The sequence below is a fragment of the Dokdonella sp. genome (genome assembly GCF_019634775.1).
Taxonomy (GTDB): Bacteria; Pseudomonadota; Gammaproteobacteria; order Xanthomonadales; family Rhodanobacteraceae; genus Dokdonella.
In genome coordinates this window covers 2,260,568-2,285,666 of the sequence record NZ_JAHCAS010000001.1, presented here as the reverse complement: position 1 = coordinate 2,285,666, position 25,099 = coordinate 2,260,568, and the positions used below count along the sequence as shown (strand labels likewise).

Sequence of the window (25,099 nt, the reverse complement as noted above, 5' to 3'; positions counted from 1 at the left end):
ACCGTCGGCGAGACGGCGGGAAGCCAAGGATCGGGGCAGGACGCGCCGGGTTCAAGGCGCCCACAGCTCGGCATCGAGGTTGCACTGCCAGCCGTGGCGGCCGAGATCGACGCGCGTGCCGCGCAGGATCACACCCTCCGCCGCAAGGCGGCGCTTCTGCTCGCGGAATGCGGCACTGTCCGGCGGGAAGGCCAACTGACCGTTCGCACGCAGCACCCGATGCCAGGGCAGGCGCGCGGCCTCGCCGGCGGCGGCGAGCACACGCCCGACCAGGCGCGCGCGCCCCGGCAATCCAGCGCGTGCCGCGACCTCGCCGTAGCTCGCCACGCAGCCACGCGGGATCGCCAGCACGGCGCGGTGGATCGCCGCATGCGGTGGCGGCACTGCCGAAACCGTGGTGGCCGTCTTGCCCGAAGCCATGCGCGTGACTCGTCGAAACGGTTAGCATACCGGTCGATCCGGAATCGGGGAGAACGCCGTGCACAGTTTCGAACAGATCCGCTCGCACGCGAGCGAGCAGCACAGCCTGCGCACGAACGACCCTTACCTGATCAGCTTCGACCTCACCGTGGCCCAGGGGCGCCACCAGGGCATCTACCTCACCGAAATCGAGGACGAGGACGGCAACAAACACCTGCGCATCTCGACCCCGATCGGCCCGGCCACCGGCATCGACGCCGCGCGCTGCCTGCGCTTCAACTGGGAGCAGCGCATCGGCTACCTCGCCCTCAGCGACCTCGACGGTTCGCCCTATCTGCACCTGTGCGAAAACCGTCCGTACGAACTGTTGACCGGCGACGAGATCGACCGCGTCGTGCGCGAACTCGGCCTGCTCGGCGATCGCCTGGAGCTATCGATTTCGGCGGGCGGCGACGCGTTCTGAGCCGGGGCGACGCGGCATCCGCTGGATACCACTGCGTTCATCGCATGTTCTTTCGCAGGAAACGCCTTCAGGCGTGATGCCTTGTTGCAGACATCAACGCTGTAGGAAACGCCTTCAGGCGTGATGCCTTGTTGCAGACATCAACGCTGTAGGAAACGCCTTCAGGCGTGATGCTTTGTTGCAGACATCAACGCTGTAGGAAACGCCTTTAGGCGTGATGCTTCTTCGGTGGGGTGTTGTACGGCAGGGGCATCGCGGCTGAAGCCGCTTCCTACAGCCGCTTCCTACGGCCGCTTCCTACGGGCGCTTCCTACGGGCGGTTCCTGCGGGGCGGGGTGGGTTTGGTGGCTGTAGGAAACGCCTTCAGGGGTGATGCCTTGTTGCAGACATCAACGCTGTAGGAAACGCCTTCAGGCGTGATGCTTTGTTGCAGACATCAACGCTGTAGGAAACGCCTTCAGGCGTGATGCCTTGTTGCAGACATCAACGCTGTAGGAAACGCCTTCAGGCGTGATGCTTCTTCGGTGGGGTGTTGTACGGCAGGGGCATCGCGGCTGAAGCCGCTTCCTACAGCCGCTTCCTACAGCCGCTTCCTACAGCCGCTTCCTACGGCCGCTTCCTACGGGCGGTTCCTGCGGGGCGGCGTGGGTTTGGTGGCTGTAGGAAACGCCTTCAGGCGTGATGCCTTGTTGCAGACATCAACGCTGTAGGAAACGCCTTCAGGCGTGATGCCTTGTTGCAGACATCAACGCTGTAGGAAACGCCTTCAGGCGTGATGCTTCTTCGGTGGGGTGTTGTACGGCAGGGGCATCGCGGCTGAAGCCGCTTCCTACGGCCGCTTCCTACGGGCGGTTCCTGCGGGGCGGCGTGGGTTTGGTGGCTGTAGGAAACGCCTTCAGGCGTGATGCCTTGTTGCAGACATCAACGCTGTAGGAAACGCCTTCAGGCGTGATGCTTCTTCGGTGGGGTGTTGTACGGCAGGGGCATCGCGGCTGAAGCCGCTTCCTACAGCCGCTTCCTACAGCCGCTTCCTACGGCCGCTTCCTACGGGCGCTTCCTACGGGCGGTTCCTGCGGGGCGGCGTGGGTTTGGTGGCTGTAGGAAACGCCTTCAGGCGTGATGCCTTGTTGCAGACATCAACGCTGTAGGAAACGCCTTCAGGCGTGATGCTTCTTCGGTGGGGTGTTGTACGGCAGGGGCATCGCGGCTGAAGCCGCTTCCTACGGCCGCTTCCTACGGGCGGTTCCTGCGGGGCGGCGTGGGTTTGGTGGCTGTAGGAAACGCCTTCAGGCGTGATGCCTTGTTGCAGACATCAACGCTGTAGGAAACGCCTTCAGGCGTGATGCTTCTTCGGTGGGGTGTTGTACGGCAGGGGCATCGCGGCTGAAGCCGCTTCCTACAGCCGCTTCCTACAGCCGCTTCCTACGGCCGCTTCCTACGGGCGCTTCCTACGGCCGCTTCGTACAGCGGCTTCCTACGGCCGCGTCCCACGGGCGGTTCCTGCGGGCACTTCCTGGTGGGCGGCTCAATCGAGACCGAGGTATTGCACGGCGCGCACGAGCAGCCAGGCCAGGACTGCCGTCACCGGGATCGTCAACAGCCAGGCCCAGACCATGCGCTCGACGATCGTCCACTTGATCGCCGAGAAGCGCTTGGCCGCGCCGACGCCCATGATCGCCGACGAGATGTTGTGCGTGGTCGAGACCGGGATGCCGAAATGCGAGGCGGCGATGATGACCGTCGCCGAGGCGCTTTCGGCGGCGAACCCATTGACCGGGTGCAGCTTGACCATCTTGTGGCCGAGCGTCTTGATGATCCGCCAGCCACCCGCCGCGGTGCCGGCGGCCATGACCAGCGCGCAGACGACCTTGATCCACAGCGCGATCTCGAACTGCTTGCCGGCATCTTCCTCGACGCGCAGGAATGACAGCATGTCGGGCAGGCTGTCGAAACTGCCGGCGCTGGTCGCCCCGGCCAGCGCAAGGGCGATGATGCCCATGGTCTTCTGCGCATCGTTCATGCCGTGCGACAGCCCCATCGCGCTGGCCGAGAGGATCTGCGCCTTGCCGAAGAAGGCATTGAGAAACCTTGGACGACCGAGCTTCTGCACCGCGCCGGTGCGCGAGCCGAGGAAGCTGACCAAGGCGAAGATCCCGCCCATGAGCAGGAAGCCGAACACGAAGCCGAGCAGGGGCGAACTGAACATCGGCAGGATGACCTTCGGTACCAGACCCTTGCCGAGCCACCAGTGTTCGCCGCCCTGCCACCAGATGATCGACGACCAGTTGTCGTGCGCGGCAGCCAGCGCGGCGCCGCACAATCCGCCCACCAGTGCGTGCGACGAACTCGACGGCAGGCCCCACCACCAGGTGATGAGGTCCCAGATGATCGCGCCGAGCAGGGCGCAGATCAGCACTTGCGGCGTGACCGCGACGACACCGGTGTCGATCAGGCCAGAGGCGATCGTCTTGGCAACGGCGGTGCCCCACAACGCACCGATCAGGTTGGCCCCGGCGGCGAGCATGACCGCCTGGCCGGGACTCAGCACCTTGGTGGCGACCACGGTGGCGATCGAGTTCGCCGTGTCGTGGAAACCATTGATGTACTCGAAGACAAGCGCGACGAGGACGACGAGCAAGACCAGGGTGATGCTCAGGGTCACGGGCCTGCTCCAGCGCTCAGGAGTTCTTGAGGGCGATCTGGTAGACGACGTTGGCCGCGTCGCGGCACTTGTCGATGGCTTTCTCGAGCAATTCGAACAGATCCTTGCGCAGCAGCAGGCGCCCCATGTCCTTCTGGTCAAGGAACAACTCGTGATAGAGATCGAGGAGCAGGCGATCGGCCTCGCTCTCGATCGACTGCATGCGCTCGTTGAGGTCGTGCATGACGTCGAGCTTGAAGCCACGACGCAGCTCGCCGACCATCTGCACGATCACCTCGCAGGCGCGCTCGAGCATCTGCGCGCGCGAAGCGTAGTCGGTGTCGGCGAGGCGGTCGGCGAACATCACGTAGCGCTCGGCGAATTTCTCGACGGTCTTCGGAATCTTGTAGAGCGCCCCGGCCAGCGCTTCGATGTCCTCGCGCTCGAGCGCGGTCACGAACGTGTTGACCAGTTCGAGGTTGATCTGCGCGAGCAGGTCCTTCTCGCGCTTGCGGGCAACCCGGAATTCGTCGAGGGCTGGCGCCTGGGAACGGTCGGCGAGCATGGTTCCCAGCGCGCGCGCGCTCTGGCGGGCAGCGTCTGCACTGGCTTCGAGCAGGCCGTAGAACTTGTCACCCTTGCCGAAGATCGTCTGCAGGGAAAACATGGCGTTGGTCCGTGGGTGATGGGCGCGCGGGCGGCGAATGTTACAACAAGACGATGGCGCGCCTGCGCGACGGGAACGCCGCACCGGCTGCCGCGGACGCGTGAACGCGGCCTCCAGCGACGACCGATTCCCCATCCGCCGCCCCACGCGCGATAATCGCCAACCCCCGCCTTGATGGCTGCCCGCATGCGTCCGCTCTACATCAAGCGCTACCTGCTGACCGGACTGCTGACAGTCGTGCCGTTGTGGCTGACCCTCGTGGTGTTCTCGTTCGTGTTCGGCCTGCTGTCGTCGTCGAGCGCGCCGCTGGTCGGCAAGCTGCTCGCCGTGATCGGCCGTACCTGGCCCGGCATGGGCAGTTTCCTCGGCCAGCCCTGGCTGGTTTCGCTGCTCGCCTTCGCCATCACCCTGGTCGGTCTGTACTGCCTCGGCTTCGCCGCCAACCGCGTGCTTGGGCGGCGCCTGATCGACGGCATGGAACACCTGATCGAGCGCATTCCGGTCGTGCAGACGATCTATGGCGGCACCAAAAAGCTCATGTCGGTGCTGCAGAACAAGCCGAGTGGCGCGCAGCGCGTGGTGCTGATCGACTTTCCATCGCCGGAGCTCAAGTCGGTCGGCTTCGTCACGCGCGTGTTCAACGATGCCGGTGGCCGCGAACTGGCCGCCGTGTACGTGCCGACCACGCCGAACCCGACCGGCGGCTACCTCGAGATCGTGCCGGTCGAACGCCTCACCGCGACCGACTGGAGCGTCGACCAGGCCATGGCCTTCATTCTCTCGGCCGGGGCAGTCGCGCCCGAGGCGCTGCCCTTCAGCACTCACTGGCGCGGTACGGACACGCCCGCGAGGCCGACCGGCGGATGACCTTCGACACAACCGCGCCGGACCTCGACGCGGCAGAATCGCCAGCCTCGAAGAATTGCAAGCCCGCGCACCCAGCGCGTCCTTCCCACCGACCCGTGCCCGCATCCTGCCGGCACTGCCCAAAGGCAACGGAGACTCCATGAACCCGACCCCGCTGAAACCGCTGGCGCTCGCGCTTGCGACCACCCTCACCCTTGCCGCATGCAAGCAGGCCGACCAGCCGACTACGGCAGCGGCTGCGCCAGCCGCCAGCACAGCGCCGGTGCAGAAGCATGTCGCCTTCGACATCAGCGAACTCGACACCACCATCGATGCCTGCCAGGACTTCAACGGTTTCGTCAATGCCAAATGGCTCGCGGCCAATCCGGTGCCGGCAGACAAGACGCGTTGGGGTTCCTTCGACATGCTGCGCGAGAAGAGCCTGAACACGCAGAAGGCACTGGTCGAGGCCGTCGCGGCGAAGACCGATGCAGCCCCCGGCTCGCTCGAACAGTTGGTCGGCGCGTTCTATGCCGCCGCCATGGACGAAGCGGCGATCGAACGCGCCGGTTTCGACCCGATCAAGTCCGAACTGGCGAAGATCGATGCGCTGCAGGGTCCGGGCGATGTTGCCGCCTACCTGACAGCCGCCCACGCCCAGGGCTTCATGCAGGTGTTCGCCTTCGGCTCCGGCGCCGACTACAAGGACTCCGCCAACACCATCGCCTACGCCTTCCAGGCCGGCCTCACCCTGCCGACGCGCGATTACTACACCGACGACAAGCACGCGGCGACGCGCGAGGCTTACACCGCCCACATCGTGCGCCTGCTCGAACTGGTCGGCGTCGACGCCGCCGCGGCAAAACAGCAGGCCGCCGACGTGCTCGCCTTCGAGACGCGCCTGGCCAAGGTCTCGTTCGCCCCGGCCGAACTCAACGATCCGGCCAATCAATACAATTTCGTCAGCCTCGATGAGGCGAAGAAGGCCATGCCGCACTTCGACTGGCCGGCGTTCTTCGCAGCCCAGGGCGCCAATGTCGAAAAGGGCTTCTCCCTGTCGCAGCCGAAGTTCTTCGCCGAGGTCGACCGCATGATCGCGGAAACGCCGATCGCGCAGTGGCAGGCCTACCTGCGCTTCCACGCCGTCGACGCCGCCGCGCCGTATCTGTCCTCGCCATTCCAGGATGCGAGCTTCGCCTTCCACAAGCAGACGCTCAACGGCCAGAAGGAACAGGAGCCGCGCTGGAAGCGCGCGCTGGCGTCGGTCAATGACAACATCGGCATGGCCCTCGGCCAGCTCTACGTCGTCGACAACTTCCCGCCCGAAGCGAAGGAGCGCGCACGGGTGCTGGTCGACAACGTGCAAGCCGCACTCAAGGCGCGCATCGAAAAGCTCGACTGGATGGGCGAGGCGACCAAGGCCAAGGCGCTTGAAAAGTGGGCGAGCTTTCTGCCGAAGATCGGCTATCCCGACAAATGGCGCGACTGGAGTGGCCTGGAACTCAAGCGCGACGATCATTTCGGCAACATCCTTGCCACGCTGAAGTTCAACCATGCCCACGACGTGGCCAAGATCGGCAAGCCGACCGACCGCCTCGAGTGGCACATGACACCGCAGACGGTCAACGCCTACTACAACCCGACCGACAACACGATCAACTTCCCGGCCGCGATCCTGCAGCCGCCGTTCTTCGACGCCCAGGCCGACGACGCGATCAACTATGGCGGCATCGGCGCGGTGATTGGGCATGAGGCGATCCACGGCTACGACGACCAGGGCAGCCAGTTCGACGCCCGTGGAAATTACGCGGACTGGTGGCAGCCTGCCGACAAGGAGGCATTCAAGGCGCGTACCGGCAAGCTCGTCGAGCAGTTCGCCGCCTACGAGCCCCTGCCGGGCAAGCACATCGACGGCGTGCTCACGCTCGGCGAGAACATTGCCGACCTCGGCGGCCTCACCGTGTCCTACGACGCCCTGCAGGTCGCCCTGGGCAAGAAGCCGGGCGAATCGAACGCAACGATCGACGGCTATACCGAAGACCAGCGCTTCTTCCTGAACTGGGCGCGCGTATGGCGCGGCAACATGCTCGACAAGCGCCTCGAAGTGATGCTCGCCACCGACCCGCACTCACCGGCCCGCTACCGCGCGACCGGCGCGCCGTCAAACCTCGACAGTTTCGCCAGCGCCTTCGGCTGCAAGGAAGGCGATGCGATGGTGCGCAGTGGCGATGCGCAGGTGAAGATCTGGTGACTGAACCCCCGGCCCGTGCACGTCGCGTGCACGGGCCGGGATGCTCCGCCTCGTGTCGTGCGAGCATGCACCACCATGAGCACCGATGCCGTCATCACCTGGGTCGACGGCGCCGACCCGCAACACCGCGAGCGCCTCGCCACCTACCTGGCCGAACGCGGCGGTGAACGGCCGCGCGCCGCACACAGCACGCGTTTCAACGACGCCGGCGAAATCGACTGGTGCGTCGCCTCGATCTTGCGTTTCGCACCGTGGTTTCGCCGCATCCACATCGTCACCGACGGCCAGGTGCCGGCACTGGTCGCGCGTCTGGCCGGCACGCCCTGGGCCGAACGCATCGCCATCGTCGACCATCGCGACATCTTCGCCGGCTTCGAACAGCACCTGCCGACCTTCAACAGCCGCGCGATCATCAGCCTGCTCTGGCGCACTCCGGGACTCGCCGACCAGTTCGTCTATTTCAACGACGACATGGCCCTGCTGCGCCCGATCGACGAGAGTGACTTCTTCCGCGATGGCCGCGTCGTCCTGCGCGGGCAGTGGCGTACGCAATCGCAGCATCTCGTCTCGCACCGGCTCAAGACCTGGTGGCGTGGTCTGCGCGGGGGCGAAACACGCGTCGGCAACCTCGACGCGCAGCAGCGCAGCGCACGTCTCGCCGGAATGCACGATCGCTACTACCGGCTCTACCACAACCCGTACCCGATGCGCGTGTCGGTGCTTGCGGCGTTCTTCGCCGAGCACCCGGAACTGCTCGCCCGAAACGTCTCCTACCGCCTGCGCTCCGACGAGCAGTTCAAGACCGAAGCAGTCGCCACCCACCTCGAAATCGCCCGCCACGACTCCATCCTCGACAATCGTCTGCACACTGTTCAGCTCAAGCCGAGTGAACAATGGCTGCCGCGCATGCAGGCCAAGATGAATCGCGCCGATCGTGACGAGCGTGCTGCGTTCGTCGTCGTACAGAGCCTCGAGATGGCCGGCCAAACAGCGCAAGCGCGCATCGACGCCTGGCTCGACCGGCGTGTTGGGCGGCTCGACGATGTGATCGGCGGGCTTTCGTAGGGGCCCGTTCACGGGCGATGCCTTGCCAGCGCCGTGTCGAAAAGCATCGCCCGTGAACGGGCTCCTGCCGGGGTTCCTGCGAAGGGCCATGCGCCTCGTACAATCCGATCACCCTGATTGCTTCCGCGCGAGGAATCGCATGCACATCACCACTCGACTCGCCCTTGCCCTGCTGCTGCCGGCCCCATTCGCAGGCGCGCTCGCCGCCGTGCCGACCTGGTCGGATATCGAGCTGCAGGCACGCAGCAACCTGCTGGTCAATGACAACGGCTGGAACCTGCCACCCGGTTCGTCATTCAACAGCATCAGCGCCGCGATCAACGACACCGCGCAGGTCGCCTTCACCGTCGGCGTCGTGCCGGGGGCCGGCGGCAGCCACCCCGGCCTGTGGACCGGCGCGAGCGGCAGCGGCGCGCTCGTGTACGAAGGCCCGGCCGATTCGGGGATCAGCCCCGAGGCCTCGATCAATGCCACCGGCCGCATCGTCTTCACCATGCGCGACACCGGCACGCAGGATGGCCTGTACCTCTACGATCCGGTGGCCGGCGTGGCCGCGCGAGTCAACACCCTGCCGGTGATTCCCAACAGCTATTCCTCACCCGGCATCAACAGCGCCGGTGCGATCGGCTACCAGGCGGTGTTCTCGTCGGGTCGCGCGCTGGCCTCAACGCTCGGCACGAACACGGTCATCCATGCCGGTGACGGAGGCGTCAGCCCGGGCAGCCCGTACACCTACATCTACACGCCCGCCTTCGATGGCCAGCGCCGCATCGCGGTCAAGGTGGCGACCTCACCGGACATGTCGACAGAACAGGAAATCCGCTTGTTCGCCGCCGATGGCACGTCGACGCGTATCCTCGCCAACCAGGCGGTCGATCCCGCATCGCTGTGGTCGGGCTTCGACAATGGACTCGGCGTCAATGCCGACGGCGTGGTCGCCGTCGTCGCACGCCGCGCCGCCGACAATCGCCGTGTGGTCCTGCGCAGCGACGGCACGACGACGACCCTGATCGCCGCAGTCGACCCGGCCGGCACGATCCGCGAGATCGAGTTCTTCGCCCCGGCGATCAACGTCGGAGGCCTCGTCGTGTTCCGCGGCCGCGACGCCGCCGGCCAGGCGATCTATGCCGGCGATGGCGACACCCTCGTGCGCGTCGTCGGCCAATCCACGCCCGTGCAGACCGATCTCGGCTCCGCGCAGATCGGCCAGCACGACAGCTCGCCGATCTTCGCCGGAAAACCCGGTGTCAACACACGCGGCGACGTCGTCTTCGTCGCCGGCCTGCACCCGACCGGCAACAACCAGGTCGAATGGGGAAGCGGCGTGTTCATCGCCTATGCCGACAGCAGCGACACGATCTTTGTCGACGGCTTCGACGCGGAACCCTGAAGCCGTACTCCGCAGGAGCCCCGGTGGGAGCCCGCTTTCGGGCGATGCTCTCGACGACACGAAAAGCATCGCCCGTAAACGGGCTCCTGCACGACGGCAATGGCGACCTCACCCCGCCAGCGAAGCGATGTCGATCACGAAGCGGTACTTCACATCGCCCTTCAGCATGCGTTCGTAGGCGTCGTTGATCTGCCCCGCACGAATCAACTCGATGTCGGCGACGATGCCGTGTTCGGCGCAGAAATCCAGCATCTCCTGCGTCTCAGGGATGCCACCGATCAGCGAGCCGGCGAGCGCGCGGCGCTTCATGATGAGGCCGAACACGTTGGGCGACGGATGCGGCGACGATGGCGCCCCGACCAGGGTCATGGTGGCGTCGCGCTTGAGCAGGGCAAGGAATGCATCCAGGTCATGCGGTGCGGCCACCGTGTTGAGGATGAAATCGAAGCTCTTGACGTGCGCAGTCATCTCCCCGGCGTTGCACGACACCACCACTTCATCCGCGCCCAATGCCGTGGCCGCCGCACGCTTTGATTCTGAAGTGGTGAACGCGACCACATGCGCGCCCATCGCGTGCGCAAGCTTGATGCCCATGTGGCCGAGGCCGCCGATGCCGACCACGCCGACCTTTTGCCCTGGCCCGACCCTCCAGTGGCGCAGCGGCGAATACGTGGTGATCCCCGCGCACAACAGGGGCGCCACCGCAGCCAGGTGCTGCGCCGGATGACGGATGCGCAGCACGAAGCGCTCGTTCACGACGATCGCCTGCGAATATCCACCCAGCGTATGACCGGGCGCATCCGGCGTCGGACTGTTGTAGGTTCCGACCCAGTTGTCGCAGTAGTTTTCCAGCCCGTCACCGCATTCTTCGCACTGCCCGCAACTGTCGACGAGGCAGCCGACACCGACCAGGTCGCCAGGCTTGAAGGCGGTCACCCGCGCGCCGACGGCCGCCACGCGACCGACGATCTCGTGCCCCGGCACGCACGGATACCGTGTGCCGGCCCACTCGGAACGGACCTGGTGGAGGTCCGAGTGGCAGACGCCGCAATAGGCGATGTCGATCTGCACATCGTGCGCACCGGGCGCGCGGCGCGTGATGTCGAGGATTTCCAGCGGCTTGTCAGCGGCATGAGCGCCGCAGGCCTTGATGGTCATGTGTGCTCGCCCCTGGCTTGCTGTCGCGTCGCATTGTAGTCCCGCGTGCCGATCGGAATGGAACGTACCCCTAAGCGCACCGTGTGCGCGACCGCGCTTTCGCAATTGCTGGGAAAGGAATCGCGCGCCGGGTGCGCTGCGGGCGAAGCTGGCAGCGATCAGCCTTCCCCGTACAAGGCCTTGCGTGGCGCGCCCGTGATCGCAGCGGCGAGTTTGGCGGCGCGGGCGGGCGGCAGTTCGTCGCGCAGCAGGGCGAACACGCGGCGGCCCTCGGCCAGGCGGACGTCGGCATCGGCACCGTCGGCACCGCCGACGAGGACGACGAACTCGCCGCGCTGCTGGTTCGCATCCGCGTGCACCCGTGCGGCAAGTTCGCCGAGCGGCGCTGACAGCACGGTCTCGAACAGCTTGGTCAGCTCGCGCGCGACGACAGCAGCGCGTGCGCCACCGAACACCGCCACGCAGTCGTCGAGCATGTCGGCGATGCGGTGGCTCGATTCATGGAAGATCAGCGTGCGTGTCTCCGCGGCGAGCGCCTGCAGGCGCTCGCGACGCGCGGCGGACTTGGCTGGCAGGAACCCCTCGAAGACAAAGCGATCACTCGGCAGGCCGGCCACCGACAATGCGGCGATCGCCGCGCATGGTCCCGGAACCGGTGATACCTCGATGCCGGCTTCACGTGCCGCGCGCACGAGACGGAAGCCCGGGTCGCTGACCAGCGGCGTGCCGGCATCGGCGACCAAGGCGACGTCTTGACCTTCGCGCAGCAGCGCGACGATGCGTTCCGCCTGCTCGCGTTCGTTGTGCTCATGCAAGGCCAGCGTACGGGCCCGGCTGCCGACCCGGGCGAGCAGCGGCGTGCTGTGGCGCGTATCCTCGGCGGCCACCGTGGCCACCGTGCGCAATACCTCGGCCGCGCGCGGCGACAGGTCGTCGAGGTTGCCGATCGGCGTCGCCACCACCCACAGGCGGCCAGGTTTCACATCCATAAGTCGGGGATGGGGAGTGGAGAATGGGCGATAGGATGATGCATCGCTCTTGATCTTCCCATTCCCCACTCCCGATGCCCGGCTTCATCAACGCTCATCCGGGCTATCATCCGGGCCTCGATACGGAACCTTGCTGCCTCATGCCCGCGTTCGCGATTTCCTCCAAGCACGCCTTCCTGCTGAGTGTTCTTCTCGCCCTCGCCGGCTGCGCGACCAGCGGCGGTGTCGGCCCGGCCCCGGTCGACGACGTCAACAGCGCGCGTGCCACCCAGCTCACCCGCGACGGCGATCTCGACGCGGCCACCGACGCCTGGCTCGAACTGGCCGGCCGCGGCGGCGATCGTGCCGCCGGCTACCGCCTGCGCGCCGCCGAGACACGACGCGACGCCGGCGACTTCGCCGGCGTCGAGCGCATCACTGCCGACATCAAACGCCGACGCCTGGTCGGCGATGAGGCGCTGCGCCTGGACCTGCTCGAAGCCGAGCTCGCGCTGCGTCACGGTGACGCGGCGCGTGCCAGCGCCTTGCTCACGATCCCGGAAACCGGCGTGCCGGCGCCGCTGCGCGCACGCGTGCTGGAACTCCGCGCCCGTTCCGAGGCAGCCAATGGCAAGCGCCTGGCCGCCGCACGCTTGCGCACGATGCTCGATGGCGAACTCGACGGCGTCGATCGCGAGGACAACCGCGAACAGCTCCTCGACCTGCTGGCTGGCCTCGACGAATCGACACTGAAAGCACATGCGACCACGCTGCGCCCGGACGATCCGCTGCTGCCTGCGATCGAGCAGGCGATCCGTCGGCATGGCGGAGCCCTGCCGCGCACGCTGCCAATACCACAGCGACCGGTCGGCACCCTGTTGCCGGGCAGCGAGCGCGAGGGCTATCGCGCGATCGCCCAGGTCGCCCTGATCCTGCCGTTCGGCGGCCAGGTGGCTGGCGTCGCGCAATCGATCCGCGATGGGTTCCTCGCCGCCTACTACAACGACGTCGATGGCCATCGCCCAAGCCTGCGCCTGTACGATGCCGGACGCACACCGGAAGACGCCATCGCCGCCTACCGCAAGGCCGTCGCCGATGGTGCCGGCGTCGTCGTCGGCCCCTTGCAGCGCGAGGCCGTCGGTGCGCTTTTGCGCCAGTCGCTGCCGGTGCGCGTGCTCGCCCTCAACCACCCCGACAGCGGCGAGACACCGCCGCCCGGCAGCGCCGAGTTCGGCCTGTTGCCGGATGCCGAAGGCATGCAGGCTGCCGAGCGCATGCTGTCGCTCGGCTTGACCCGCGCAGCGATCATCGCCGCCGATACCGACTGGGCCGAACGCGCCGCGCTCGCCTTCCGCGCGCAGTTCGAGTCGCGCGGCGGCACGGTGACCGGCGAGGCACGCATCCGCGAATCCGAGGTCAACTACAAGAGTGCCGTGTTGCAGGCCGCCGCAGCCATCACCGATGCGACCCAGACCATCGACGGCAGCGTGCGCCGAGACACGCCCACCGACGCCGGCGTGTTCATCAGCATGCGTCCGCAGCAGGCACGCCTGCTCGCCCCGCAACTCAAGCTCGCCGGCGTCAACGTACCGGTGCTGGCCACCTCGCACATCCACTCCGGTGAGACCAGTCCTGGCCTCGATCGCGATCTCGATGGCATCGAATTCTGCGATGCCGCGTGGTTGTTCGGCACCGTGCCCGGCCGTCCGGACCGCAACGAGATCAGCCACTACCTGCGCAGCGCCGGCGGCGTCGGTGCACGCCTGTTCGCCTTCGGCATGGATGCCTATGCGTTGCTGCCGTATCTGGACTGGCTGCTGGCCAACCGCGACGCCTACCTCGACGGTGCAACCGGTCAGCTCGCCGCCGACAGCTTCGGTCGCATCCACCGGGTGCTGACCTGGGCTCGCTATTCCGGTGGCGTTGCGCGGCCCGTGTACGGTGCACTGAGCCCGGCTGCGCCGTAGGACCGTGCGCAGCACCGGTGCCCGCTACGAGGACATCGCCCTCGCCCACGCCGAGCGCAACGGACTGCGCCTGGTCGCGCGCAACTTCAACTGCCGCTATGGCGAACTCGACCTCGTCATGTGCGACGGCGACGTACTCGCGTTCATCGAAGTGCGCTACCGTCGCGGCCATGGTTTCGGCGGCGCTGTGGCGTCGGTCGGCGCAAGCAAGCGCGCACGCCTGGTCGCCGCGGCGCGGATGTTCCTGCAGATGCACCCTCAGTGGGTGCATCACGCCTGCCGCTTCGACGTCGTGGCGATCGGTGGCGTGGCAGGTCACCCGACGATCGAGTGGTTGCGCGATGCCTTCCGCACTGACTGAGCAATGCCGATGAATCTTTCCGCCAGAATCTCCAGCACCATTGCACTGCTGTTGCTCCTGCTGCCACTGCTCGGCGGCTGTGTCGCCGTGGTCGCCACCGGCGCCGTCGCCACCGGCTCGGCCGTGCACGACCGCCGCAGCACCGGCATCGTCATCGACGACAAGCGCATCCAGCTCAGCGCCTACGACACGATCAACAAGGACAAGGAACTCGTGCTGCGCAATCGCGTGATGATCGCCGTCTACAACGGCACGATGTTGCTGATGGGCGAGGTGCGCACCCCGGAACTGAAGGCACGCGCAGAGGAAACGGTCACCGGCTTCGAGGGCGTCAGGCGCATCGTCAACGAAATCGACATCATGGAGCCCGAAGGCTTCTGGGCGCGTCGCAACGACAACCGCCTGACCGCGCGCGTCAAGCTCGCCCTGCTCGATGCCGTGTCGACGCCGGGCTTCGACCCGACCCGGGTCAAGGTCAGCACCGCCCACCGCACCGTCTACCTGCAAGGCATCCTCAAGGCCGAGGAAGACGAGATCGCCACCGAAATCGCGCGCAACGTCAATGGCGTCGAGCGCGTGGTCAAGGTATTCGAGTACACCGGGGACTAGCGCATGGCCACCTCGCCGGCCCCCGCCGCACTCGGCGCGCGCCTGCGCGAGTGCTTCGCCGCGGACGAGTTCACGCTCGACGAAGCCGAACGCACGGTCTACGGCTACGACAATTCGCGACGCGAGGCACTGCCCGATGCGGTCGTGTTTCCGACCATGCATGACCAGGTCGTCGCACTCGTGCGCATCTGCCGTGAACTGCAACTGCCGCTGGTCGCGCGCGGACGCGGCACCAACACCACCGGCGCTACCGTGCCGGTGGCCGGCGGCATCGTCGCCAGCTTCGAGCGCATGAACCGCATCCTCGCTATCGATGCCGACAACCGCATCGCCGTGGTCGAGCCCGGCGTACTCAATGCCGATCTGCAGGCCGCACTGAAACCGCATGGCTTCTTCTGGGCGCCCGATCCGACCTCGGCGCCGTTCTGCTCGATCGCGGGCAACATCGGCTGCAACGCCGGCGGCCCGCGCGCGGTCAAGTACGGCGCGACACGCGACAACGTGCTCGCCCTGCGCGCGGTCGGCGGCACGGGTGAGGCATTCCGCTGCGGCAAGCCGACCACCAAGGGCGCGACCGGTTACGACCTCGTGCGCCTGCTGGTCGGTTCGGAAGGCACCCTGGCGGTCGTCACCGAGGCCACGCTGAAGCTGACCCCGATCGCGTCGGCGGTGCGCACGTTGCGCGCAACCTATGCCGACATCGGCGCCGCCGCCGCCGCGGTCGCACGCATCATGGCGCAGCCGGTCACGCCATGCGCGCTCGAGTTCCTCGACGACGAAGCACTGCGCCTCGCGCGCGAGCACGGCGGCGAGGCGATCCCGCAGGCCGGTGCGATGCTGGTCGTCGAGGTCGACGGCGAAGCCGACACGCTTTCCGGGGCAGCCGACGCGATCGCCCGTGCCGCGCGCGGCGACGGCCTGCTCGACTGGCACGAGGCGTGCGACGCCACCGAAGTCGAACGCATCTGGGCCGCACGCAAGGCCTTGTCACCGGCCCTGCGCACGCTCGCACCGAACAAGATCAACGAGGACGTGGTCGTGCCGGTCAGCCGGGTGCCGGCGCTGATCGCCGGACTCAAGGCGCTTTCGCAGCGCTTCGCCATCCCGATCGTGAACTTCGGCCATGCCGGCAACGGCAACATCCACGTCAACCTGCTCTACCGTCCCGACGATGCCACCCACGCCGCCAACGTCGATGCCTGCCTCGACGCCGTGTTCGCGCTCGTCCTCGACCTCGACGGCACGCTCTCCGGCGAACACGGCATCGGCCTCGCCAAGCGTCCGTTCATGACCCGCGCACTCGACCCGGTCGCCCTCGACCTCATGCACGCGATCAAGCGCCAGTTCGACCCCGACGGCATCTTGAATCCGGGAAAGCTGTTGCCCTGATGGGGCCGGGAAGGGGGCATGACGGCCATGCCGGGCTGACGCGCAGCAAGGAACCTTTGACAAGCCAATCAGGATCCGTCGCTCCGGCGAAGACCGCAGCCCAGTGCCATTGCTTGCATGCCTTAAAGGCACTGGATGACCTGCTGCGCTCGCCCCTTCGGGGCCGTCCTTCGAACGTTCTGCGCGCTGCGTGCTTGCCTGGCCTTCGCCGTGATGACGAGGAAATGAGAGGTTCGTCGAGGTTCCCTGCAGTCGAAATGCTCGGCGCAGCGGCATCAAGGAGACACCTTGCGCTTGATCGCCAGCGCCAGCGACTGCGGCAGGCTGGCCAGCGAGCCGAGGATGTGCGGTAGCAGGCGCAGCTTCAGTCCGGAAAAGGTGCTCGGCACGACGGCCTCGATCAGATGCGGGCCCGGCGCGCGCAGGGCGTAGGCCAATGCATCGCAGAACTCGTCGGCGCTGATGGCGCGCACGGCGTGGACGCCCATGCCGGCGGCCATCTGCACGAAATCGATGCCGGGGTTGCCGAGGTCCAGTTGCGAGCGGGCCTTCTCGCCGGCCTTGCTGCCGCCGCCGGTCGCACCGACGCGTTGCAGCTCCACGTTGAGGATGGCGTAGGAGCGGTTGTTGAGGATGATGGTGGTGACGTCGAGCTTCTCGCGCGCCATCGTCCACAAGGCCTGGATCGTGTACATCGCCGAACCGTCGCCGACCAGCGCGAGCACCGGCCGGTCCGGGCAGGCCACCGCGACACCGACCGCGTTTGGCAGGCCTTGGCCGATGGCACCGCCGGTCAGGGTGATGACATCGTGGCGCGGCGCGCCGCGCGTGAAGTGCGGCAGCATCACGCCCGAGGTCTGCGCTTCGTCGACGATGATCGCGTTTTCCGGCAGCAGGTGGCCAACGGCCTTGCAGACCTTCTCGGCAGTCAGCTTGCCCTTCGGACGATCTGGACGCACGGCGGGCTGCAACACCGGCGCGACCGCATCGGCGCCGAGGCGCGCGGCGAGTTGCTGCAATCCGCCGACCGCATCCTGCATCGGCGAGGCCAGCGTGTGCACGGTGCAGCCTTCGGGCACCAGATCACTGGCCTTGCCCGGATAGGCGAAGAACGACACCGGCGACTTGGCATCGACCAGCACCAGGTGATCGAGGCCACGCAGCTGCAACGATGCGAGTTCGGCCAGATAGGCCAGGCGCTCGACATGCGGCAGGCCGGCGCCGCGCTCGATGCGGGTCGGGAACACTTCGGCGAACAGCTTGACACCGGCCTGCGCGGCGATGCGCGAAGCCGCGAGCAGGCCCGGTTCGCGCAACGCGCGTGCGCCGAGCAGCAGTGCGGCCTTGCCGCCACTGCGGAGGGCCTGGGCGATGGCGTCGAGGGTCGCCTCGTCGGCCACCAGCGCAGTGGTCGGCTGCACCGGAGCCGCGGGCACACCGCCCTCGCTCCACGACACGTCGGCCGGCAGGATCAGCGTGGCAACCTGGCCTGGCGGTCCCATCGCCGCCGCCACGGCCTGCGCGGCATCGTCACCGAGTTTTTCGGTCGAACCCGACGTGCGCACCCAGGTGGAGACGTTGCGCGCCACCGTCTCGATGTCGGACTGCAACTGCGCGTCGTACTTGACGTGGTAGGTGGCGTGATCGCCGACGATGTTCACCACCGGCACCCTGCCCTTGCGCGCGTTGTGCAGGTTGGCCAGCCCGTTGCCCAACCCGCAGCCGAGATGCAGCAGCGTCGCGGCCGGCTTGCCGGCCATGCGCGCGTAGCCATCGGCCGCGCCGGTGGCCACGCCCTCGAACAGGGCCAGCACGGCACGCATGCGTGGCTCCTGGTCCAGCGCTGCGACGAAGTGCATCTCGGAGGTGCCGGGATTGCTGAAGCACACGCTCACGCCGGCATCAGCGAGGGTCTTCATCAGGGCCTGTGCGCCGTTCATGTCGTTGCGCTCCCGTTGTCGGTATTCGAGGAAACATCCAGCACGCCGGCATCGATGTCGGCGATGCGACGCACGCCGGCCATCGTCATCGCCAGGCGCAGTTCCCGCCGCCAGCGCGCCAGCATGTCGGCCAGGGCCTGCTCGCCACCGGCCGCGAGCGCCCACACCCAGGGCCGGCCGATGAGCACGCCGTTCGCGCCGAGCGCCAGCGCGCGCAGCACATCGACGCCGCTGCGGATGCCGCCATCGACCAGCACCTCGGCCTGTGTGCCGACGGCCTCGACGATGCACGGCAGCTTGTTCGCAGTGGCCGCCACGCCATCGAGCTGCCGCCCGCCGTGGTTGGACACCACCAGTCCCTGCGCGCCGCAACGCACGGCCGCGCGCGCATCGTCCGCATCGAGGATGCCTTTGAGCAGCAGCGTGCCGGGCCATTGCGCGCGCAGCCAATCGATGTCGGCCCAGGTGACGGACGGGTCGAACTGGCTGTCCACCCAAGCCTTGAACGCATCGAGGTCGCGCGCGCCGGGCACCTGCTGGGCGAGGCTGCCAAACACATGTGGCTTGCCACGCAGGCCCACGTCGCGCACCCAACCCGGGCGCGACAGCAGGTCGATGATCTTGAGCATGCGCGCACGCACGCTGCCCGCGCCCAGGCCGTTGCGCGTATCGCGATGGCGCATGCCGGGCAGCGGCAGGTCGACGGTGAACACCAGCGTGCGGCAACCCGCCGCCCAGGCCCGCTGCAGCAAGGCCTGCACGATGCCGCGATCGCGCAGCATGTAGAGCTGGAACCACACCGGATCGACCCCCGCAGCGTGGAGTTCCTCAAGCGGACAGATGCCGACTGTCGACAGCGTGAAAGGTACGCCCACCGCCCGCGCAGCCCGCGCAGCCTGCACCTCGCCACGGCGCGCCATCATCCCGGCCAGCCCGACCGGAGCCAGCGCCAGCGGCATCGCGCAGGACTGGCCAACCAGCGTAGTGGTCGTGTCCACGCCATCGACATCGACCAGCACGCGCTGACACAAAGTCACAGCGGCCCACGCGGCATCATTCGCGCGCAACGTCTGTTCGTCGCCAGCGCCGCCGTCGACGTAATCGGACAGGAAGCGCGGCAGGCGCGATGCGGCCAGTCGGCTGTAGTCATGCGCGGTGACAGGAAATCGCCAGGCCATCAGCCACCCTCCCTGATCGAATCCGCCGCGGCGCGTGCGGTCAGGATGCAGCCCGGCAGGAAGGTGCCTTCCAGCGAGCGCTTGCCGCTGGCACCGCCGCCACCGAAGCCGGCCGCCTCGCCGACGCAGTACAGGCCCGGCACTGCGCTGCCGTCGGCGCGCAGCACGCGACTTTGCAGGTCGGTCTGCAAACCGCCGAGGCTCTTGCGCGTGATCAGGCGTGTCTGGATCGCGATCCACGGACCGGCGCCCTGCATGTACAACGGCGCCGGCGCGCAAGTGCGCAGCTTTTCCGGGCCCCATTGCCGTGCCTCGAGGATGCGGCGGATCTGTTCGTCGTTCTCCGGCGCGGCACCATCGTGGAAGTTCGCGTCGAAGGCATCGACCGTGGCCTGCAAGGTGTTCGCATCGATGTCGCGCGTGCCGGCCAACGCGTTCATCTTGTCTGCCAGTCCGACCAAGGTGTCGTCGGCGAGGAAATGCGGGCTCTCGCGCAACATGCGGTCGATCAGCGTGCCGCGGGCCAGCAGCATCTCCGCGACGAAACGGATGAACTGCCGGTCGCGGATGCGCGGGTTGTGTTCGGCTCCTGAGATCGCCAGTTCGCGCGCGGCGATGCGCCGGTTCATCAGATGCCAGGTCCAGCCACCTTCGAGCGCCGACACGCGCTGGCAAAGATCGTGGGTATCGAACCCCGTGACCAGCGGCTGCGGGCCGATGCGCCGGCCGCGATGGTCCAGCCACAAGGCCGACTTGCACGGGATCAGCGACAGGCCGTGGCCTGGATAGTGCGGCTGCGGATGCGGAACACCGGCCGCGTAGTTCCACATCTCGCCGACGTGGGTGAGCTGGCCGCCGCAGTCGTCGGCGACGCGATGATGCAGCCGGCCATCGGCAAACGGATGCGCGCCGTTGAGCATCTGCGCCGGACGTGGGCGGCCGGCCGGCCAGTTCGCGATCACCTGTTCGAGCGAACCGTTGATGCCGCCCATCGCCAGCACAACCACCGGCGCCTCGATGCGCGACTGCGCGCCGGTCGATTCCTGTTCGACCTGCACGCCCGACACCCGGCCGCCGCTGTTGTCGATGGCGGTCACGCGATGACCGCTGAGCAGGGTAAGGCGCCCGCCGCTGTCGGCCACGCGCATCTTCGCGATCATGCAGCGCGTCAGCTCGCGCGAGGTGCCCCAGACGATGTGGTAACGCGGCACGCTGTTGCCATCGCCCCGGAGCCCGCGCTCGACCCAGTTCACCGCCGGCATGAACGAAAGCCCATGCCCGCGCAGCCAGTCGTGCACGCGCGCACAGGAATGCTCGACGTAGTGTTCGGCCCAGCGTCGTGGCCACACGTCCGCCTCGTCGAGTTCGCCGAAACTCATCCAGTCACGCAACGCGCGCTCCGGCGAATCGGCGATCTTCCTGCGCCGCTGCAAGGGCGTATCCACCAGCGCCATGCCACCAAAGGCCCACAAGGCCAGGCCACCCAGCCGCTCCGGAGTGTCGCGGTCGACCACGATCACGCGCAGCCCCGAACGCAGGCACTCCAGCGCCGTCACGATACCGGCCAGGCCACCGCCGACGATCACCACATCGGCGCGCTGCCCAACGCTCACGATGCCCCACCGGGAGTGCGGGGTTCATCGCCCGCGACAGCCGCGGAACCTGCGATCAAGCGGATGACGGGGAAAGACATGCTCATGGGCTACCCACACCTGGACGCCCCATTCTGCACCATCGCGCGACCGGACTCAGGTGTGGGAAACGTCCCAGGTGTTTTCCCGCTCAATCGGCCACTCGCCCTCACCAACCTCCGCGCCATGTCAACGCCCGATGGTCGCGTGATCAAACGCCTGACGATTGTCGACGACGCCACGCACGAAGCCGTCGCGATCGAGACGGAACGTGCGATCTCCGGCCATGGCGTCGTCCGCGTGCTGGAGCGCCTGGCATTGAGCCGCGGGCTCCCGAAGATCATCCGCTCGGACAACGGCAAGGAGTTCTGCGGGAGAACCATGACCACATGGGCCCACGAGCGTGGCGTGCTGCTGCGCTTGATCGAGCCCGGCAAGCCGAACCAGAACGCCTACATCGAGCGGTTCAACCGGACGTTCCGCCAGGAAGTGCTGGACCAGCACCTGTTCACCTGCCTCGACGACGTGCGCGAGGCGGCACACTGGTGGATGCTCGAGTACAACGAGGACCGTCCACACGATTCGCTCGGCGACCTGCCCCCTGCCGAGTACCGCAAACACGTCGCCGGAAATTCTACTTTTGAAATGTCTGCTTGACGGGGAAGCTAACGAGCCGAATTGCGTAGTGGCAACGGCTGCGTGCTAGCGTAGCGTATGCACGCAGACGATGCCACGAAGCAATTTCGGCTTGAACGAATTGTTAGCCGGCGGCTCCGAGGCCGTGACTGAACCGCCCCGGCTTTCGTGGAGGCTGTTTGGTTTAAGTCAGACCAGCTCGGCAACGGGCCTCTCGGCGAGTTGCCGGTAGTAGTTTGCCTCAGCCTCTGCCGGCGGGATATGCCCGATCGATCCGAGGAGGCGCTGGGTGTTGAACCACGACACCCATTCCAGCGTCGCCAGTTCCACCGCCGCCTTCGTCTTCCAGGGGCCACGGCGGTGGATCAGTTCGGCCTTGTAGAGCCCGTTGATGGTCTCGGCCAGCGCGTTGTCATAGCTGTCTCCTCGGCTGCCAACGGACGGCTCGATGCCCGCTTCGGCGAGCCGCTCGCTGTAGCGAATCGACACGTACTGCGAACCCCGATCGCTGTGATGGATCAGCGTGCCGTCACGCTCCGGCTGGCGTGCGTACAGCGCCTGCTCCAGCGCATCGAGTACGAAGTCCGTCCGCATCGAGTCGCTGACCCGCCAGCCCACGATGCGGCGGGCGAACACGTCGATGACGAAGGCCACGTACAGCCAGCCCTGCCAGGTCGAAACGTAGGTGAAGTCCGACACCCACAGCTGGTTCGGCCGTTCGGCGCGGAACTGCCGGTTCACCTTGTCCTGTGGGCACGGCACGTTGCGATCACTGATCGTCGTTCGCACCGCTTTTCCGCGCATCACGCCGCGCAGGCCCTGCTGGCGCATCAGTCGCTCGACCGTGCATCGAGCCACCGTGATGCCCTCGCGGCCGAGCTGTCGCCACACTTTGTTGGTGCCATAGACCTGCAGGTTGGCCCGCCATACCCGGTGGATCTCCGGAATCAGGGCCTCGTCGCGCTTCGCCCTCGCCGGGCGTCGCTCAGGCTCGCGATGGCGGGCCGCGTGTCGCCGGTAGCCGGACGGGGCGATCTGCAAGGCCCTGCAGATCGGCTCGACCCCGAATGTGCTCCGGTGCGTGGCGACAAACGTCCTCAGGGCTTCAGCCGGCGGTCGAGCTCCGCCTGGGCGAAAAAAGCACTCGCCAGCTTCAGGATCTCATTGGCCCGGCGCAGTTCCTTGATCTCGCGCTCCAGTTCCTTCATCCGCTTGGCGTCCGCGGTCGTCACGCCATCGCGCGTCCCCGCATCGACCTCGTGCTGCTTCACCCACGTCAGCAGCGTCTGCGGCACACAGCCGATCTTGGGGGCGATCGACGCCACGGCCGTCCACAGCGACGGGTACTCCCCGCGATGCTCCAGCACCATCCGGACTGCACGCTCGCGGACCTCAGGGGAAAACTTCTTCGACGTGTTCATGGCTCCATTCTCTCAAGAGTTGGAGCCTCCACGTTTCCCGGGGCGGTTCACTTGTTGGGCATCAGAGGCAATCTCCAAAGGCACGGCATACGAACGCCAACGAGTACCACGTTAGTGCAACGAATGCCGCGCACACGTACACCACTGAGGCAATGATGCGGCGAGCAGCGCTACGAACGAAAAGAAATATGCCCGCGACACCAACAACCACCGCCAAAGCCAAAGCGAGATAGTCTGAGCCTTCGGACCACCATCGGACCGGCCAGCGGGAGAACGTCAGATACGCAGAATCAACGACGATCGGGCCTGCGAGTGCCAGCACCCACCCAGTCGATGCTATTCCTGTCTTCATTCGTTCAAGCCCAACGCCCGAGGTAAGCGGCCGACGGACCGCGTAGCGGGACGACGGTCCGCTTGACCGAGTTGTTAGACCATTGGCTGCGTGTTATGGACTGACGCCACCAACGGGCCGAAAGCGTTGCAAGTTGCCTCATAGTCGGTACACCAGTAGTCGTGCACGGTGATTTGAACTGCCCGTTGCTTGCCACAAACTACCAGCGAAAGCACACGGTAATTGGCTTGGGCGTCGTAGAGGTCGAGGACAGACCGGACAATGCCTTCTTGCTCTCCGACCGTACGCCCCATCACGGTCCACCTTGAGCCGCTGAGCTCGGTGAACGCCTTGAAGTGAATGCCTTGCACGTACTCCGCAACAGCTTGCGGCGAGGCCTGTGGATCGGGTAGCTCGATGCACTTTACGTACAGCCCTTTTTCTCCATCGGGCGCCTCAAAGTACGACTCGCTGCTCTCGTTGTCCTTGTGACGCCAGCCCTCCGGCATATCGAATTGCCACGGGCCAACCTTGGCAAGCTGCACATTTTCCACTGAGCTCATCCCAATGGTCTAACACTTGAGTTAAGCCGCGCCGCGAAGTGGCGTCGGCTTGAACGAATTGTTAGATGGGAAAACTACTCGCATAGATAGATGTCAACCCGCTCCTTTCCTCTGCCTATGTTATTTCTTTTAAGTCGGATTTGACCAATTTCTCCTGTCGATCGGACATGAGTACCGCCGCATGGGACTCGTGAGAGTCCATCGATTTCCCAGTACCTCCGTTCGTTTTCAAAGTCGTCAAATCCGGTGTGAATTGGCAAATCTGATGAAATGATTTTATTGGCCTCTTCGGAGACTGCAGGAAGTATTGACGAAATACTATGTGGCCAGACAAAGTCAATGCGAGCTTTGTCTTGTGCGATGTGGGCACCAATTTTCTCGGTGCCGCTCAGTTTGTTGTAGATGAGTTCTAGAACCAATTCAGCCGCAAAATGAAGTCGCATTAATCGATAGCGCCTGGACCAATCAATCTCAATACAAACAAACTGCCCAATCACGAGTCCATGATTGGCTGGCAACGTGTACTTGATTCGCAACCCTTCTTTTCTTGCTGATATGACAGGAATATCAGAAATTAAACCTTGATCACTCTCCTGTCCCCCAGAGAAGGCAAAGAATATTGTGGATTCAAGTTCGATTTCACATCCATCGACTGAGGTCACCGTGGTTTGGTGTGATGCGGCGTATGGGTCGATCCAGAAGTGCTTAATAGTCATAGGGTTCTCGAACGATTTTCGCCACCTAACGCCCGAGGTAAGCGGCCGACGGCCCGCGCAGCGGGACGGCGGTCCGCTTGACCGAGTTGTTAGGCCTCTCCACCCGAAAGGCCAGAAGCTACAAGTGTAAGCCGTGCGACGGCCTCGCTAGAGCCAAAGCGGCCAGCCCGGCGGTAGGCCTCAGTGTCTGCGTCGGGGTCGGAGCAGACCATGCCCAAAATTTCAGCTACGGCCCGGTGCGGCGCGATGCGCGAGGCATATTTGGTAAGCACGGCTCTGCCCTCGGTATTGGCCTCATGACCGTCCATTGCGTACACCCAGTAGAGATTGTCGTAGCGCTCACAGAACTCAGCGAACGATAACCGGCCTGAGGCGCACAAACGCACTAACTCGTCACCGCGATCGAGTGCGGCAAGAAGATCTTGCTCTGACGGATACGACTCCATTTGCGTGAGAGGCCTAACACCTGAGTTAAGCCGAATTGCGAA

The 25,099-nt window shown here is 66.1% G+C and carries 20 protein-coding genes, 1 pseudogene and 1 other annotated feature; of the genes and pseudogenes, 10 read left to right on the top strand and 11 right to left on the bottom strand.

Going from position 1 to position 25,099, the window contains the following annotated elements; all coding sequences use genetic code 11:
- Positions 1-51: 51 nt before the first annotated feature.
- Entirely contained in the window at positions 52-420 is a 369-nt protein-coding gene (locus KF907_RS09845; RefSeq protein WP_291219966.1) for an MGMT family protein, read from the bottom strand.
- Positions 421-478: 58 nt separating this feature from the next.
- On the opposite strand from KF907_RS09845, the gene KF907_RS09840 reads away from it, so the two are divergent.
- Positions 479-883 carry a hypothetical protein gene (locus tag KF907_RS09840; RefSeq protein WP_291219965.1) on the top strand — a complete coding sequence of 135 codons (405 nt, stop codon included), beginning with the start codon at positions 479-481 and terminating at the stop codon, positions 881-883.
- A 1,525-nt stretch (positions 884-2,408) separates the two neighbouring features.
- Here KF907_RS09840 and KF907_RS09835 read toward each other — a convergent pair.
- Positions 2,409-3,539 (bottom strand): inorganic phosphate transporter, encoded by a 1,131-nt coding sequence (locus KF907_RS09835; protein ID WP_291220300.1) that lies wholly within the window; start codon positions 3,537-3,539, stop codon positions 2,409-2,411.
- A 22-nt stretch (positions 3,540-3,561) separates the two neighbouring features.
- Entirely contained in the window at positions 3,562-4,191 is a 630-nt protein-coding gene (locus KF907_RS09830) for a DUF47 domain-containing protein (RefSeq protein WP_291219964.1), read from the bottom strand.
- Between the two features lie 186 nt (positions 4,192-4,377).
- Between KF907_RS09830 and KF907_RS09825 the strand changes: the two genes are divergently transcribed.
- The 4 genes from KF907_RS09825 (at position 4,378) to KF907_RS09810 (ending at position 9,743) form a co-directional block, all read left to right on the top strand.
- Positions 4,378-5,058, top strand: a complete 681-nt coding sequence (locus KF907_RS09825) for a DUF502 domain-containing protein (protein WP_291219963.1) — start codon at positions 4,378-4,380, stop codon at positions 5,056-5,058.
- Between the two features lie 139 nt (positions 5,059-5,197).
- Positions 5,198-7,288, top strand: coding sequence for a M13 family metallopeptidase (locus KF907_RS09820; protein WP_291219962.1), 2,091 nt, complete (start codon positions 5,198-5,200; stop codon positions 7,286-7,288).
- A 75-nt stretch (positions 7,289-7,363) separates the two neighbouring features.
- Entirely contained in the window at positions 7,364-8,353 is a 990-nt protein-coding gene (locus tag KF907_RS09815) for a stealth family protein (protein ID WP_291219961.1), read from the top strand.
- A 139-nt stretch (positions 8,354-8,492) separates the two neighbouring features.
- Complete coding sequence (locus KF907_RS09810) at positions 8,493-9,743, top strand: hypothetical protein (protein WP_291219960.1); 1,251 nt, start codon at positions 8,493-8,495, stop codon at positions 9,741-9,743.
- A 108-nt stretch (positions 9,744-9,851) separates the two neighbouring features.
- Here KF907_RS09810 and KF907_RS09805 read toward each other — a convergent pair whose 3' ends face one another.
- On the bottom strand, positions 9,852-10,901 hold the full coding sequence (locus tag KF907_RS09805) for an NAD(P)-dependent alcohol dehydrogenase (RefSeq protein WP_291219959.1): 1,050 nt from the start codon (positions 10,899-10,901) through the stop codon (positions 9,852-9,854).
- 158 nt (positions 10,902-11,059) lie between these two features.
- A complete protein-coding gene (gene rsmI, locus KF907_RS09800; RefSeq protein WP_291219958.1) occupies positions 11,060-11,890 on the bottom strand; it encodes a 16S rRNA (cytidine(1402)-2'-O)-methyltransferase in 831 nt (276 codons plus the stop codon).
- Positions 11,891-12,030: 140 nt separating this feature from the next.
- Here rsmI and KF907_RS09795 point away from each other — a divergent pair, with 140 nt between their 5' ends.
- From KF907_RS09795 to KF907_RS09780, 4 genes are read left to right on the top strand one after another with little or no spacing between them, the layout of a single operon-like run.
- The gene (locus tag KF907_RS09795; protein ID WP_291219957.1) at positions 12,031-13,836 is read left to right on the top strand and encodes a penicillin-binding protein activator; all 1,806 of its coding nucleotides are present in this window, start codon (positions 12,031-12,033) and stop codon (positions 13,834-13,836) included.
- Positions 13,837-13,840: 4 nt separating this feature from the next.
- The gene (locus KF907_RS09790; protein WP_291219956.1) at positions 13,841-14,197 is read left to right on the top strand and encodes a YraN family protein; all 357 of its coding nucleotides are present in this window, start codon (positions 13,841-13,843) and stop codon (positions 14,195-14,197) included.
- Positions 14,198-14,206: 9 nt separating this feature from the next.
- Positions 14,207-14,806, top strand: a complete 600-nt coding sequence (locus KF907_RS09785) for a BON domain-containing protein (RefSeq protein WP_291219955.1) — start codon at positions 14,207-14,209, stop codon at positions 14,804-14,806.
- Positions 14,807-14,809: 3 nt separating this feature from the next.
- Positions 14,810-16,195: an FAD-binding oxidoreductase gene (locus KF907_RS09780; RefSeq protein ID WP_291219954.1), complete on the top strand. Its 1,386-nt coding sequence runs from the start codon at positions 14,810-14,812 to the stop codon at positions 16,193-16,195.
- A 275-nt stretch (positions 16,196-16,470) separates the two neighbouring features.
- Here the strand turns inward: KF907_RS09780 and KF907_RS09775 are convergent, their stop codons facing one another.
- Genes KF907_RS09775 through KF907_RS09765 form a run of 3 tightly spaced genes read right to left on the bottom strand, consistent with a single transcriptional unit; the run spans position 16,471 to position 20,926 of the window.
- Complete coding sequence (locus KF907_RS09775; RefSeq protein ID WP_291219953.1) at positions 16,471-18,135, bottom strand: acetolactate synthase large subunit; 1,665 nt, start codon at positions 18,133-18,135, stop codon at positions 16,471-16,473.
- A complete protein-coding gene (locus KF907_RS09770) occupies positions 18,132-19,313 on the bottom strand; it encodes an L-lactate dehydrogenase (protein WP_291219952.1) in 1,182 nt (393 codons plus the stop codon). Before KF907_RS09770 ends, KF907_RS09775 begins: the two co-directional genes overlap by 4 nt.
- Positions 19,313-20,926 carry an FAD-dependent oxidoreductase gene (locus KF907_RS09765; RefSeq protein ID WP_291219951.1) on the bottom strand — a complete coding sequence of 538 codons (1,614 nt, stop codon included), beginning with the start codon at positions 20,924-20,926 and terminating at the stop codon, positions 19,313-19,315. Before KF907_RS09765 ends, KF907_RS09770 begins: the two co-directional genes overlap by 1 nt.
- Before the next feature lie 165 nt (positions 20,927-21,091).
- Here KF907_RS09765 and KF907_RS09760 point away from each other — a divergent pair.
- Positions 21,092-21,601: pseudogene (locus KF907_RS09760) on the top strand (integrase core domain-containing protein); the annotation flags it as partial.
- Positions 21,602-21,769: 168 nt separating this feature from the next.
- Here the strand turns inward: KF907_RS09760 and KF907_RS09755 are convergent.
- The 3 genes from KF907_RS09755 to KF907_RS09745 form a co-directional block, all read right to left on the bottom strand.
- A protein-coding gene (locus KF907_RS09755; RefSeq protein ID WP_472843838.1) for an IS3 family transposase occupies positions 21,770-23,001 on the bottom strand; the annotation gives its coding sequence in 2 pieces (ribosomal slippage) (positions 21,770-22,713 and positions 22,713-23,001; 1,233 coding nt in all).
- Positions 22,607-22,723, bottom strand: a sequence feature (AL1L pseudoknot). (Overlaps the previous gene by 117 nt.)
- Positions 23,002-23,427: 426 nt before the next feature.
- Complete coding sequence (locus tag KF907_RS09750) at positions 23,428-23,886, bottom strand: hypothetical protein (protein ID WP_291219949.1); 459 nt, start codon at positions 23,884-23,886, stop codon at positions 23,428-23,430.
- Positions 23,887-23,969: 83 nt separating this feature from the next.
- Complete coding sequence (locus KF907_RS09745; RefSeq protein WP_291219948.1) at positions 23,970-24,611, bottom strand: alanyl-tRNA editing protein; 642 nt, start codon at positions 24,609-24,611, stop codon at positions 23,970-23,972.
- Positions 24,612-25,099 lie beyond the last annotated feature (488 nt).

Bases quoted from the DNA above. Each gene is read 5' to 3' on its own strand.
- KF907_RS09795 (WP_291219957.1), top strand. From the start codon at position 12,031: ATGCCCGCGTTCGCGATTTCCTCCAAGCACGCCTTCCTGCTGAGTGTT.
- KF907_RS09830 (WP_291219964.1), bottom strand. From the start codon at position 4,191: ATGTTTTCCCTGCAGACGATCTTCGGCAAGGGTGACAAGTTCTACGGC.
- KF907_RS09745 (WP_291219948.1), bottom strand. From the start codon at position 24,611: ATGACTATTAAGCACTTCTGGATCGACCCATACGCCGCATCACACCAA.
- KF907_RS09805 (WP_291219959.1), bottom strand. From the start codon at position 10,901: ATGACCATCAAGGCCTGCGGCGCTCATGCCGCTGACAAGCCGCTGGAA.
- KF907_RS09780 (WP_291219954.1), top strand. From the start codon at position 14,810: ATGGCCACCTCGCCGGCCCCCGCCGCACTCGGCGCGCGCCTGCGCGAG.
- rsmI (WP_291219958.1), bottom strand. From the start codon at position 11,890: ATGGATGTGAAACCTGGCCGCCTGTGGGTGGTGGCGACGCCGATCGGC.
- KF907_RS09815 (WP_291219961.1), top strand. From the start codon at position 7,364: ATGAGCACCGATGCCGTCATCACCTGGGTCGACGGCGCCGACCCGCAA.
- KF907_RS09785 (WP_291219955.1), top strand. From the start codon at position 14,207: ATGAATCTTTCCGCCAGAATCTCCAGCACCATTGCACTGCTGTTGCTC.
- KF907_RS09810 (WP_291219960.1), top strand. From the start codon at position 8,493: ATGCACATCACCACTCGACTCGCCCTTGCCCTGCTGCTGCCGGCCCCA.
- KF907_RS09820 (WP_291219962.1), top strand. From the start codon at position 5,198: ATGAACCCGACCCCGCTGAAACCGCTGGCGCTCGCGCTTGCGACCACC.
- KF907_RS09770 (WP_291219952.1), bottom strand. From the start codon at position 19,313: ATGGCCTGGCGATTTCCTGTCACCGCGCATGACTACAGCCGACTGGCC.
- KF907_RS09825 (WP_291219963.1), top strand. From the start codon at position 4,378: ATGCGTCCGCTCTACATCAAGCGCTACCTGCTGACCGGACTGCTGACA.
- KF907_RS09775 (WP_291219953.1), bottom strand. From the start codon at position 18,135: ATGAACGGCGCACAGGCCCTGATGAAGACCCTCGCTGATGCCGGCGTG.
- KF907_RS09845 (WP_291219966.1), bottom strand. From the start codon at position 420: ATGGCTTCGGGCAAGACGGCCACCACGGTTTCGGCAGTGCCGCCACCG.